The sequence below is a fragment of the Candidatus Scalindua japonica genome (assembly GCF_002443295.1).
GTDB lineage: Bacteria > Planctomycetota > Brocadiia > Brocadiales > Scalinduaceae > Scalindua > Scalindua japonica.
In genome coordinates this window covers 203,921-216,740 of record NZ_BAOS01000004.1, presented here as the reverse complement: position 1 = coordinate 216,740, position 12,820 = coordinate 203,921, and the positions used below count along the sequence as shown (strand labels likewise).

General features: G+C 37.6%; 14 protein-coding genes and 1 pseudogene. 10 read left to right on the top strand and 5 right to left on the bottom strand.

Annotated features, from left to right (window positions below; all coding sequences use genetic code 11):
* Positions 1 to 201 precede the first annotated feature (201 nt).
* A complete protein-coding gene (locus tag SCALIN_RS03230; RefSeq protein WP_096892822.1) occupies positions 202 to 618 on the top strand; it encodes a hypothetical protein in 417 nt (138 codons plus the stop codon).
* Between the two features lie 89 nt (positions 619 to 707).
* A complete protein-coding gene (locus tag SCALIN_RS03225; protein WP_096892821.1) occupies positions 708 to 1,106 on the top strand; it encodes a hypothetical protein in 399 nt (132 codons plus the stop codon).
* A 120-nt stretch (positions 1,107 to 1,226) separates the two neighbouring features.
* Here the strand turns inward: SCALIN_RS03225 and mqnE are convergent, their stop codons facing one another.
* Positions 1,227 to 2,312: an aminofutalosine synthase MqnE gene (gene mqnE / locus SCALIN_RS03220; protein ID WP_096893045.1), complete on the bottom strand. Its 1,086-nt coding sequence runs from the start codon at positions 2,310 to 2,312 to the stop codon at positions 1,227 to 1,229.
* A gap of 271 nt (positions 2,313 to 2,583) precedes the next feature.
* Between mqnE and SCALIN_RS03215 the strand changes: the two genes are divergently transcribed.
* The 3 genes from SCALIN_RS03215 to ispF all read left to right on the top strand — a co-directional run bounded on the left by SCALIN_RS03215 (position 2,584) and on the right by ispF (position 5,390).
* Positions 2,584 to 2,970: a RidA family protein gene (locus tag SCALIN_RS03215; protein WP_096892820.1), complete on the top strand. Its 387-nt coding sequence runs from the start codon at positions 2,584 to 2,586 to the stop codon at positions 2,968 to 2,970.
* A gap of 116 nt (positions 2,971 to 3,086) precedes the next feature.
* Positions 3,087 to 4,823 carry a dynamin family protein gene (locus SCALIN_RS03210; RefSeq protein ID WP_096892819.1) on the top strand — a complete coding sequence of 579 codons (1,737 nt, stop codon included), beginning with the start codon at positions 3,087 to 3,089 and terminating at the stop codon, positions 4,821 to 4,823.
* A gap of 93 nt (positions 4,824 to 4,916) precedes the next feature.
* Positions 4,917 to 5,390: a 2-C-methyl-D-erythritol 2,4-cyclodiphosphate synthase gene (ispF, locus tag SCALIN_RS03205; protein ID WP_096892818.1), complete on the top strand. Its 474-nt coding sequence runs from the start codon at positions 4,917 to 4,919 to the stop codon at positions 5,388 to 5,390.
* A gap of 4 nt (positions 5,391 to 5,394) precedes the next feature.
* Here ispF and serS read toward each other — a convergent pair whose 3' ends face one another.
* From serS to SCALIN_RS21925, 3 genes are read right to left on the bottom strand one after another with little or no spacing between them, the layout of a single operon-like run.
* Positions 5,395 to 6,669, bottom strand: a complete 1,275-nt coding sequence (gene serS, locus SCALIN_RS03200; RefSeq protein ID WP_096892817.1) for a serine--tRNA ligase — start codon at positions 6,667 to 6,669, stop codon at positions 5,395 to 5,397.
* Complete coding sequence (locus SCALIN_RS03195; protein ID WP_133111633.1) at positions 6,663 to 7,919, bottom strand: amidohydrolase family protein; 1,257 nt, start codon at positions 7,917 to 7,919, stop codon at positions 6,663 to 6,665. The genes serS and SCALIN_RS03195 overlap by 7 nt, the downstream gene beginning before the upstream one ends.
* Before the next feature lie 32 nt (positions 7,920 to 7,951).
* Positions 7,952 to 8,098, bottom strand: a complete 147-nt coding sequence (locus SCALIN_RS21925; protein ID WP_162532125.1) for a hypothetical protein — start codon at positions 8,096 to 8,098, stop codon at positions 7,952 to 7,954.
* Between the two features lie 47 nt (positions 8,099 to 8,145).
* Between SCALIN_RS21925 and SCALIN_RS03190 the strand changes: the two genes are divergently transcribed.
* Together SCALIN_RS03190 and SCALIN_RS03185 are read left to right on the top strand one after the other, a co-directional pair.
* Complete coding sequence (locus SCALIN_RS03190) at positions 8,146 to 8,859, top strand: LolA family protein (protein ID WP_096892815.1); 714 nt, start codon at positions 8,146 to 8,148, stop codon at positions 8,857 to 8,859.
* Positions 8,860 to 8,899: 40 nt separating this feature from the next.
* On the top strand, positions 8,900 to 9,346 hold the full coding sequence (locus SCALIN_RS03185; protein WP_096892814.1) for a hypothetical protein: 447 nt from the start codon (positions 8,900 to 8,902) through the stop codon (positions 9,344 to 9,346).
* Here SCALIN_RS03185 and SCALIN_RS23760 read toward each other — a convergent pair.
* A pseudogene (locus SCALIN_RS23760) lies at positions 9,333 to 9,497 on the bottom strand (7-cyano-7-deazaguanine synthase); the annotation flags it as partial. The gene SCALIN_RS03185 and the pseudogene SCALIN_RS23760 sit on opposite strands and share 14 nt — an antisense overlap.
* A gap of 673 nt (positions 9,498 to 10,170) precedes the next feature.
* Here SCALIN_RS23760 and SCALIN_RS03175 point away from each other — a divergent pair.
* The 3 genes from SCALIN_RS03175 to SCALIN_RS03165 all read left to right on the top strand — a co-directional run bounded on the left by SCALIN_RS03175 (position 10,171) and on the right by SCALIN_RS03165 (position 12,585).
* Positions 10,171 to 11,277, top strand: coding sequence for a hypothetical protein (locus SCALIN_RS03175; protein WP_096892812.1), 1,107 nt, complete (start codon positions 10,171 to 10,173; stop codon positions 11,275 to 11,277).
* 172 nt (positions 11,278 to 11,449) lie between these two features.
* Positions 11,450 to 11,770, top strand: coding sequence for a hypothetical protein (locus tag SCALIN_RS22535; RefSeq protein WP_203415322.1), 321 nt, complete (start codon positions 11,450 to 11,452; stop codon positions 11,768 to 11,770).
* 215 nt (positions 11,771 to 11,985) lie between these two features.
* Entirely contained in the window at positions 11,986 to 12,585 is a 600-nt protein-coding gene (locus SCALIN_RS03165; protein WP_096892811.1) for a PEP-CTERM sorting domain-containing protein, read from the top strand.
* Positions 12,586 to 12,820: the final 235 nt, after the last annotated feature.

Below are 12,820 nucleotides of genomic sequence, written 5' to 3'. Positions count from 1 at the left end.
TTGTATGAACTTCAGCTAATAAATTAAACAAGATAAAACCAAAATTGAAGGGGGGTGGAGTTTTATATTTTAAAAATAATTAATATGTAGAACTTTACAAGGTTTGTTGTTTTTTAACTCTATACAGACCAGGGCTTTACTCTTTGGCTAACCAGTGAAAGGAGCTTACATTTTTTTTTAATTAAAGGAGGCATAAGTACAATGAAGGTGAAAAATTTCTTTGTAGCAGGCTTTATTGTAGTAGGAATGTTTATGGCAAGTACAACAGTTGGATTTGCATCAGATGGGGATATCTGCAAAGAGCAGATAAAGCATTACCAGTTGATAAAGATGAACGATGGTCTACTTCCTGGTGATGAATTTAATCCTTACGATTACAAAGGTGTTGAAGCGGCAGCAAAAAAAGCTCTTGCAAACGAAGCAAAAAGAACTCACGGCGACAAGAACCATGCAGCGATAACAAAATTGGTCTCTCACCATCTTCAAAATATTGTAACAGCTGCTGGCAGTGCTGGAGAAGGTGCAGTTGAATCAGTTGGGCACTCTATGAGATTTTTGTATCTTTCATGTAAGGCATGTCACAAGGTCTATCAGACAGAAAAAAGATTGAGACCTTAATTGTTTTTTACAATTTAAATGCAAATTATGTTTTTTGCATAAACATAGATAAAATTTGAATATCATTAAGATTTTAGGAGGTTTGATATATGAAGAAGTTGAATTTTTTATGCATTATAGGGATTCTTGCAGTATCATGTTTCGCTCTAAGCTTCTCAAGTCAGGCAGATGAGCTGGATGACCTGATTGGTAATCCGGAAAAGAGCTACTACTTTGTTTTTGCAACAGGTGCTATTCAGGGCTCATTCGGAACAATGGAAACATGTGTATATTGTCATGGCAATGGTGGTAAAGGAACTTCAGAAGGAAGAAAAAGAGGAGTTAATGATTTTACAAATGCAGAGTGGCAGGCTTCAAAAACAGATGCAGATTTTGTAAAATTTCTGGAAGCAAATGATAAGGGTTGTACAAAGTGCAGAGGAAGAGTTTCCGCTGACGCGATACAGAAACTTGTTAATATAGTTAGAGCTTTCAACCAGAAGCCTTAATTATTACAATTAGAATAAAAGGCTCTTTGAGGCATCCGTATGGTTGCTTTAAAGGGCCTTTTTTTGTTGTAGAGAAAAAATTTAGTTTTGTTTTAAATCGATAGATTGGGATGTTTCTGTTTAATTAATGTGGTTGTAAAGTGTATCTCTCTCAACAGGTACACGTCCGGTTTCCTCTATCAATGATCTGATTTCGCCTACCGTTAATGCTTCCGGTGTTTCAGCGCCGGCAGCATGAGTAATTTTTTCTTCAGCCACAGTGCCATCAATATCATCAACTCCAAAACTAAGTGATATCTGAGATATTTTTATACCAAGCATTATCCAGAATGCTTTAATATGATCAAAGTTGTCCAGCATTAGTCTGCCTATTGCCAGCATCTTCAAGTCGAGAAGACCGGCACTGCTGGAGATATTTTTCATGTCTGTGTTTTTTGGATGAAATGCAAGGGGGATAAATGTCATGAATCCTCCCGTTTCATCTTGAAGCTCACGCAGTTTTAGTAAATGATTGATACGGTCTTCGTCCTTTTCTATGTGGCCGTATAACATAGTTGCGTTGCTCTTCATTCCTAAATTATGTGCTATTCTCATCGTATTTAACCACTCATCACCACTGAGCTTCTCCGGACAAAGCTCTTTTCTGATTTCTGTAGAAAATACTTCCGCACCTCCCCCAGGGAGAGAACCCAGTCCGGCATTTTTAAGTCTTTTTAATATTTCATAAGTAGTTATGCCTGAAATTTCAGCAAAATGGGCAATCTCAACCGCTGTAAAAGCCTGCAGATGTACTTTCGGAAAACGTTTATGTATTGAGCTGATCATATCAACATAGAAATCTATCCCCAGCTCAGGGTGGAGGCCTCCGACAATATGTAATTCTGTCGCCTTTTCCTGAATAATTTGCGAGGCCTTACCTAATATTTCTTTAATGCTCATTTGATACGCGCCGTCATCACCTTCTTCACGACTGAATGCACAGAACTTGCACTTGTTTTTACATATATTTGAATAATTTATGTGTCTGTTAATAATGTAATAAACTCTGTTTTTGTTTATTCTCTCTCTTACTATATTTGCAAGCCTGCCTACTGCAAGAATGTCAGAAGACTCAAATAGCCTGATACCATCTTCGAAATCAAGACGTTGACCTTTAATAATTTTTTCTTCAATGTCGCTTAAGTTGGTACTGAGTGTAGTTTTCATTACTTGTATGACATTTCCCCTTTCTTGTTTTGAATGAGCATAGTTTTTATTTGTTTCCCGGACAAAAAGCACCAAGGTCTTACTCCACAACGGTGTATACAGGGTTGAGAATCGAATACAGAAAAACTAACTCTTATACAGATTATCGATAATGGGTATTTTGAAAATATCAGAATAGCTCTTTAAATTCAAGAATATAACTTCTCAAAGTGCAAAAAAGGAACTATAATGCCAATTTAGAATTTCAAAATCAATCTGGATGGAGGGGAGTATGCAGAAAAATATCATCAAAACAACAAAAGCACCTCAAGCAATAGGGCCCTATTCACAGGCTGTTCAATGGAACAATCTTGTTTTTATTTCCGGCCAGATACCAATAGATCCCGGGTCCGGTGAAATCGTGAAAGGAGATATACAAGAGCAGACAAAACAGATACTTGAGAATATGAACAACGTCTTAGCAGCAGGTGGATCATCTCTTGACAACGTTCTGCGCATAACCATATTTTTGACTGACCTTGATGATTATGCTGCAGTTAATCAAATGTATGCACGATTTTTCGAAAAATCAAAGCCAGCCAGATCTACGGTACAGGTTTCAAGGTTACCTATGAATGTCAAAATTGAAATTGATGCAATTGCGTATTCAGATTCATAATAAAATTTACTTGACGCAATGAAGTGATGCCTTATAATTTATTCATCATAAGTGATTAGCAGCAAAGGGATTCTTTGCTTTTTATTAATACAATAAACCAGGAAACTATATAAATTATGTTAGAAGTCGCAAAATCACCGGAAAGTCAGGATAAGTTACAGCATGTCGTTGAGCTCCTTGACGACGCAAAGAAATTCTTTTATAGAATAGGGGATGTTGAAATAGAAAAGAAAGTGTCTGAAATGGCGGCACAAATTAATGAGCCATTATACCTGGTTATTGCGGGTGAGTATAATTCAGGGAAATCCAGTTTTGTTAATGCTCTTTGCGGAAAAAGAATTCTAAAAGACGGTCCAACTCCTTCCACAAATAAAATTACGCTATTGACATATGGCGAAGATGTATCCTCAGAAGAGGTTGACGATCATCAATGCAAAATGACCTACCCTTTGGAAGCGTTAAAGGATCTTACTATCGTAGATACGCCAGGAACAAATTCAATTATAGCTGAGCATCAGCTGATTACTGAAGGGTTTATTCATCGATCTGAAGTGGTTCTTTTTGTCACATCAGCAGATCATCCATTTACTGAAAGTGAAAGGGTATTTCTTCAACTGCTTAAAGGAAAGTGGGACAGAAAACTCCTGTTTGTTTTAAATAAGATTGATCTGAAAACAGAAGAAGATCATAACGAAATTATAACGTTTATAGAAAAGAACTTTTACCGTTTATTCGGCTATGAACCAAAGGTTATCAGTATGTCTACAAAAGATGCTTTTCTTGCTAAGACGTCTGGTGATGAAGAGCTGCTCAAAAAAAGTAATATTGAAAAAGTGGAGCAGTTTATTTTTGAAAAGATGGATTATGACACAAAAATGGACCTGAAAATACTGAGCCCTTTAAAGTATTTAGTAAATGTCTTTGACGGTCTAAAGAACATATTAAGTGAAAAAGTTTCACATTGTAATAATGAGATTAAGAGCGTAGAGATGTTCGAAAAGCGATCGAACAATAAAAGACAGGATATGATTGACTATATTGTTAAATATAAGACTGAGACTCAATCTGTATTCACAAGGTTAAAAGAAAAAGTTGATAACTTTCTGAATTATCATGTAAATATAAGATCAATAATTACTATGAAGTTTGCACGTGAGAAGATTGATGACAAATTTAAAAGAGAGGTCTTTGGTGTCGCAAATCCCAGAACAGAATTGGAAAGAATAATTAATGATGCAATAGATTATGTTGACAGAAACAATAATGTTTTGTGGGACATGGCGAACGATTATATAGAATCTGAAATTGCTTTTCAGCGAAAGACAAATGATGACTCTCTGGTACGTAAAGACCGCTATTTTTCAAATCGTGAATCTGATAAACATGTAAATCTGAGAGAGTATGCGAAACAATTTCAGGAGTTGGATGGAGAATTGGAGGGGGCCAAAGTTTACAGAGTTGTGCAGAGTGGTTTTCTGAATTTTATTGTTTTGGAGGGACTGGCTCTTGGTATTGTAATAGGTCTCAGTACTTTTTTTATACCTAATACTTTAGGGATAGTTGTAGCTTCCATTCTTGCAGGAATAGGGTTCTCAATTTTCCCGTTAAAACGAAAGAAATATAGAAACGAATTTATGCAGCGAGTAGATGCTATTTGTGAGAGGTTCAACAATATGATGCTGTTTGAGTTCGAGAAGATTATTGACAGAGTTTTAGAAGATATCGGGAATAGAATATCATCGTATCGAGACACCAGATGGTCTGAAAGAGAAGAAGTTAACAGGCAGATAACTGAATTAAAAGCTCTTTCAGAGCGGACTAAAGATTTAATTCGTAAAAGTTGCATTCAGTAGAATTTCACCAGGGTTCAGAAGCGCCCGGTTAGGTTTTTGCATATATCGTTTTTTATCATATCCGAATTGTTTTACATATTTTACACTAATCTTATGTTTGTAGGAATTGGTTATGACGTCCATAGATTTGTAGAGAAGAGAAAATTGATCTTAGGTGGTGTGTTTTTTGACCACCCCTTAGGGCTATACGGACATTCTGATGCCGATGTCGTTTTGCATGCAGTCTCTGATGCTATTCTGGGTGCCGCCTCATTAGGAGACATTGGTGGACTTTTTCCGGACTCAGATGATAAGTGGAAAGGTATTTCAAGCCAAATCCTCCTGGAAAAAATAATGGAACTGGTAAACGGAAAAGGGTTGATTGTAAATAATGTCGATATTATTTATATTGCGCAGCAACCAAAAATTAATAAAAAGAAAAAAGAGATGGAGCAACGCATTTCTGAGATCCTTAAGGTGGAAATTGGAAGAGTGAATGTTAAAGCTACTACAACAGAAGGGCTTGGTGCTATAGGAAGATCAGAAGGTGCGGCGGCCCAGGCGATAGCGTCATTGGTTCAAAAATAGAACTCTATTTTTTCTTTATTACTTCTAATCCATTCATATAAGGTCTGAGTACTTCCGGTATCTCTACGCTACCATCTTCTCTTTGATTGTTTTCAATAATAGCGATCATTGTTCTGGGTAGTGCGACACCTGAACCATTTAGAGTGTGTACGTGTTTTGTCTTGCCATCATCATCTCTGAAGCGTATATTGGCCCTCCTTGCCTGAAAATCCTCAAAATTACTGCATGATGAAACTTCCAGATATTTATTTACACCCGCTGACCATACTTCAATGTCGTAACATTTTGCTGCAGCAAAGCTTAAATCTCCTGTACATAGTTTCAGTATCTGATACTGCAGCCCTAACATCTGTAAAACTTTCACAGATACAGACAAAAGAGATTCCAGTTCGTCGTAAGATGTTTCTGGTTTCACGAATTTTACCAACTCAACTTTGTTGAATTGATGAACTCGCAGCATACCCCTGGTGTCCTTTCCATATGAGCCTGCTTCTCGTCTGAAGCAGGCCGTATAGGCTGAGTAGTATAGTGGAAGGTCTTTAGTGGACAGGATCTCGTTTGAATGTATATTTGTTACCGGGACTTCAGCAGTTGGTATAAGAAACAGATCGTCTTCAGGGAACCTATACATGTCTTCTTCCAGTTTTGGCAATTGTCCTGTTCCGGTCATTGAAGATCTGTTAACGAGATAAGGCGGGAAGACCTCAGTGTATCCATGTTCCTGTGTGTGCAGATCCAGCATGAAATTGTAAAGCGCGCGTTCCAACCTTGCTCCCGCACCTTTATACAGTGTAAAACCGGCGCCTGATATCTTTGCGGCCCTTTCAAAGTCCAGAATATCCAAAGCCTTGCCAATCTCCCAGTGGGGGAGAGGGGTGAATGAAAGCTCCTTCCTCTCACCCCAGGTTTTTACAACGACATTTGATGCCGGGTCTTTGCCGACCGGTACATCAGATGCCGGGATGTTAGGAATATTTAAAAGTATCGACTCAAGATCATCCGTTAACGCCTTGATATCAACCTCTAACTGCTTAATGTTATCAGAGACACCCTTCATCTCTAGTATTACACCTGAAGCATCCTGCTTCTTTGATTTCAGTTCGCTGATTTTCTTAGAGGTAACATTTCGCTTGTTTCTAAGATCATCACATTCGATCAACAAGGCCTTACGTTTTGAATCCAGTTCCAATAACGAATCAAGATCAGCTTTTTCATTTTTATTAATAACTGCCTGCCTGACCTTTTCAATATCGTTACGAACTATATTTATATCTAACATTTATCAAACATCTCCTTTTGGTTTCTATCATAACAGATTTCACCCGAGACTATTGTGAGTACACATTCAGAACTCTGAGAAAAAATTCCGTCATATATATTATTTAAGTTCATGTTCTCAGACTCAATTACTGCAATATCAGCATAGAATCCCGGGTAAAGCATTCCAATACGGTTCTCCATTTTTAAAGCAACTGCTCCGGCAATAGTCCCCATATGAAAAATATCCTGTGGCCTGATGTCTTGATAATGGCTTCGGATAAATTTCATTTCGTCTAATATACTGAGAGTGTCATTACTTGCAAGACTGTCTGTCCCCAAGGCAACATTGATATTTCTATCTTTTAACGAAGAGAAAAGATGGCCTTCATGGTGGAAGTATTCATGGCTCCTGGGGCAGAATACAACATTTGATTTACTTTTTTCAATAAGATAGATTTCTTCATCTGATAAGTAATTACAGTGAATAAGTATACAACCTTTTTCCAGAAAACCAACATTATTCAGATATTTAATTGGACTCTGTTGGGGACATCTCCAGTTGTTTAACATATTGAAATCATCCAGTAATGATACAAAATGTCCTGACCCTTTTGTCAGAAACTCAATCTCATCTTCAGTTTCAGCTATGTGAGTAGCGACATCAATATTATATTCATTTGAAATTTTTTTGCATTCTCTGTAAAGCCTTTCTGAAACTGTATAAGGAGCATGCGGGAAGATCCCTATTGATAGTAAATCGTTAGTGTTTATGCCAGAAATTAATTTCTTGAAATCACTTATAGTATTTTCTGCAGTATCAGGGTTAAAATTTATTATTTCAAAAAAAAGCAACTTTCTGATCTTACTTGTCTTTAGTTCGTTCAGTGCAGCACCATTTCTGGTAATATCAACAACCGTTGTCGTTCCTGATTTAAGACTACTCTCAATTCCATCTCGAACTGAAAGAGCATATTTACTTTCAGACCACCCATTTTTTTTATCAATTAACTGCCTGATCCAATTTGTAAAAATACCATCGCTTTCAATACATTTGTGAAGATGGGTCAATTCAAGATGAGTATGTGTGTTAACAAATCCTGGTACTATTACTGAATCACCAAGATCAATTGACGGGCATGGCTCTATGTTATCAATATCTTTAGATTGTCCGGCAAATTTAATTCTGCCATCATCATCAATTAAGACAGCACCATTATCGACTACGTTTTCCGGGTCTTTTAATAAGTATTTAGATCTTAATACGTACATGTTTTTTATCGTATCACTTGTATATTTTACTGTCAACCGATAAAGGTGCAGTAGTGGCTGTTTCCCCGCCTGAATGAAAAGTCAGGCGCGGAAACAGCCACTACAAAATTCCATTTTTCCCTCATTCCCATGGTAATGAGAATTTTACTGTTTTCTATTTCGTCTGTGGTGAGATCCATTTCTACTTAATCCTTGTAAAATTGAATGCTGATGTTAGAATTTAGGTATGTATAAGGGAAAAATACTCTATATTATAATTACATTATCTGCTTTCATTATAGTATTCAACCAAACTGACTCCTATGGTGAGGATGATCATATCAGCTATAGTCTTGATGAAATATTAAAGAAAGTAGAAGATGCCAATTCCCACCTTAAGACAATGGATGCGGATATTAAATATTCAAGAGTTATTTCTCTGTTAGACTCGGAAGAGATTTCTAACGGTTTTTTACAATACAAAAAACCTAAAAAGCTGAACCTTAATTTCTTTCCTCCGCGAAATGAAATTAACGTCATCGACGGCACTTACATCTGGATATATCATCTGAACGAAAAGCAGGTGGAAAAGTATGAAATAAACCGTGATACGGATTCACCACAGGGGATGAGTATATTTGACCTGGGATATGAATATACGACAGAAAAAGCCAGAGAGAACTATACTATTACTCTGCTTGAAGATATTGCAACAGAAGAGGAAGCATTGTATCACATAGAACTCATTCCAAAAGAGACATTCGATTCTGAATACGACAGGATACTGTTGTGGGTCAAAGAGGGGCTCTGGCTTCCAGTCCAATATCAGATGTTTGAGAGTGACGGAGAGATTATAAACACTATCGAACTAACAAATATTCAAATCAATCCAAACATGCCCGATAAAATATTCATCCTGGATTTACCTGATGATGTAGAAGTTTTAGAACCGTTTAAATAAGACAAAGTTCAAGTTAATATTTTACAAGAAGGATTTTAATTTGTCAGCAAATATCAAGAAATATGATAAACTGGAATTCCTTTATCTTGTTCTTCGGTTAGTTACCGCTTTAATCGGTATACACGCGTTGATTTTGGGTTTGTTAAACTGGTTTTTTACTGATTATTGGTTGAAAATGCTCCAGATGCCAATTACGGGAGACTCTCCTTTCTGGCCTAAACAGAGTGGAGCGATGCATGTTGGCCTGGCTTTTGCTTACGGCCTCGGAGCCATCATGCCTCGTTACTTAGATGCTTCCCTCTGTCTGATTATTATCTCCAAGTCCATCGCAGTACTCTTCCTCTATTCTACATTTTTCATGCATGGTAGAGAGCTATTTGTTTTACTTGCAGGGTTGGTAGACTCTTCAATTCTCATTGTTATTTGTATATTTGCATGGAGAATTTACCAACGTAAACATGCCCACTCGGATACTATACAATATTGATGTATGTATATGGGTTGATGTCCAGCCCATAAGTATTATTTATCTTGCCTTTAACCCCTGCTTCCTCAAATGCCTTCAGGCGGATGAGGCAGCTTTGGCATTGACCGCAGGCATTGTCATTGCGTTCGTAGCATGACCATGTGAGCTGCAGGGAGGGGGGGGCAATATCACAATTTGGAGTAGCCAGAGAATCGTGGTTTGAAACATTTTTAAAGTTCCCCAATGATTCCCGTTTTTTGTTCAATACAGTAAAATCGTTGTGAATACAATAGATGTGTTTGTCAAATCCATACTAGAGGAACCAGAAGATTATAAGATGCTTTTGTCTTATAACATTACTTGCGTTTGAGATCTGCCATTAGAGAATTAGTAGACAAATTCCACATATACCTCTAATAATAAAGGGGCCAATTTATCATGAAAATCTATGTTTATAGTCATCAATGAAAAAAACTAGTAATCTGTTTGGTTTTGTATATAATAAAAGAAGATAAATGTTGAAGGAAAAGTGGTTACTCTCAATAAGGTAAGTTCTGTTAAATGAGGGAAAGCAATCTACTTATAGATGGAAAGGAGGGGGGTATGATCAAATAATCCAGTTGATGTATAGTGGTTTCCATTTTAGATATTTGTTACATAGCAAGATACATTTATTGTCATTTTGAGTGAAGCGAAGAGTCTATTGTTAGTGAGCCGATGCTATTTTGTGAAGTTAGTAAGATTCCGTGAATGAATCTTAAGTCACTCCTCATTCAGAATGACACGATTGCAGGCTAAAACCGCCTGTAGGGTTTTAATTTATTGAGAAAGGAGTGTGTGGTATTATGATAAATATTTTTCGTAAACATCCTAAGTATATATTTGGTCTCATTGCTTTTATCTTTGCGCTTTGCGCTGTTCAGTGGACAGGGGGCAATGGGTTCTTTAGACAGGGAGATGTAGAGGCAGCGGTTGTCCAAAAAAATACTGACTTGAATGAAGATGCGGTTGAATTAGATGAGTCCAATCCACTGATTCAAGCTGCTATGGCCGTACAAAATCGCCATACGAACACCATTCTGATGGGGTCTGGAATTGTTGGAACAGCGATAGGGCTTACTAAAGATGGACAGCCAGCAATGTTAATACTTGCAGAGTCTTTTGAATCTGCAAGATCGGCGTACCTTCCTTCTGAGATAGAAGGACTTCCCTGTATTGTAAAGATAACAGGCGAAATTATTACCAGGAATAAGCAGATCATCGCACCTCCAGTTGATCCCACACAACGATTTCCCAGACCGGTACCGATAGGTGTTTCGACTGGACACCCCAGTATCACAGCCGGCACCATCGGCTGCAGAGTAACTGACGGTACGGATATTTTCGCTTTGAGCAATAACCATGTCTATGCCGATGAAAATAATGCTTCTATTGGTGATAACGTGATTCAACCTGGAACATTTGATGGTGGTGTAAATCCGGATGATGCGATTGGCACTCTCTATGATTATGAGCCAATCGTTTTTTCTACAACCGCCAACAATGTTATCGATGCGGCAATTGCTCTCTCCTCATTAGCAAACTTAGGCAATGCCACACCAAGCGATGGTTATGGCACACCAAAATCTCAGATAGCACGATTTGTGAGGCTCAACCAGCGCGTAATGAAATATGGTCGAACTACTGGACAAACCAGAGGTACAATTACAGGAATCAATGCTACTGTTAATGTTGGTTACGGTAGTGGCACCGCGCGATTTGTTCGACAAATCCTCATAGAGCCAGGTTCTTTCAGTGATGGCGGTGATTCGGGATCATTAATCGTTAGAGCAGGTATAAGAGGTAGGGGTAGACCCGTAGGTCTGTTGTTTGCAGGAAGTACTACTATGACGGTTGCCAATCCGATTGCTGACGTGCTCAATCGTTTCGGCGTAACCGTTGACGGTCAATAAAACCTTACTGAATTAGAAAGAACATAATTGAGTATGAAGCGGATTGTCTCCTCTCTATTATTATTTAATAAATGGAGACAATCCGTGATGTTATCTTGGAAGAATGGGCGTGTCAAGGAGATTGCTATCAATGTGCCGTTTGTACTGTTATTGGAAAAGTATGAACAGCGTTATGTTGAATATCGGAGTTGTATTTTTGATTGTTGGAGTTTCAAGTTGTATAAACAAAACTGTCAATGATCAGGAAGGAAAAAAGCAAATGACTACAAAGGCTATTGAATTAGTCCTTAAGGAACACACTGACGGCTTGATGTCATTGCCTGGCGTGGTAGGTACGGCTCAGAGTATCTGCAACGATAAACCATGCATAAAAGTGTATGTCGTTGAAAAGACGCCTGAGTTGGATCAAAAAATCCCTGATATCCTTGAAGGCTACCCGGTAGTGATGGAAGAAAGTGGAGAAATCAGGGCGCTTTCAAATGAAATGCATTGATATTACATAGGTTATCAAAATTTATAATTTACGACTTAAAAAAAATAAATTTTTTCACAATTTTGTAACAAAGTAATATAATGAAAAAAAGGGTATTTATACAAAAATAAAATATTATAAAAATGGACGAACATATTTTAGATGTGGATATCAGGTCGAGCAGAACTAAGGTCAATAAAACTGTTGTACTTTTTATTTTTTGAAAGGAGGGGATAATGAAGCATGTATTTATTTGTGTGTTTGGTTTGTTAATTATATTTGGTGGGGTAAATCGAGCCAGTGCATTCCAGATTGTCGATCAAGTCAATTTTTCCTTTGGTGGTACTGCACCAGACGGCGGAGATCTGGATGGTTATGGTGGTGTTTCAGTAAGGAAGTTAGAACAGGGTGGCGATTTTGTTGAATGGACGCATCATTTTGACTTTCTTCCTCCGGTAGCAAATATCACTAGTGCTTCGTTGGTATTAACCTTTACGGATGATTTCGATCCACTAGTCAATGAGTTTGGACTTCTTGTTGATGATGCAAATGGGGCTTCTTTTCTTGGAGAAATAGAGACTGGTGCATTTCCTGCTGTAAATGTAATTGGGGATTTGGGTCTTATCAATGGGACATTCAGCGCTAGAATTACCAGTATCGGCACACAACAAAGTGATTTCTTTATAGACAGCTCGGTATTAACGATTGATTATGAAGAAGCACTTCTGCCTAAACCGGTACCTGAACCTACAACCATAGCCCTGCTTGGGATCGGTCTTGTTGGACTTGCCTGTGGGGTAGCAAGGCGCAAGCGTAAAGAGAAAGCAATTGACTGAAACTTGTAGCTTTCAATTACTGTTGTTTTAATTTACATTTATCCCTTATGGTTTTCGAAAAATCTACACTACGATTTTTCGAAAACCATTAACCGTCTCGATTATCATTCATTTCTGGATTTAGTGGCAAGTTCTGTTTTTAATTATCTATTTTTTTTACACATCTTTAATATAATATAGGTGTAAAAGTACAGGTTTAGGATTTTGAAAGGAGACGTAGGAAGGTCGGATTAGC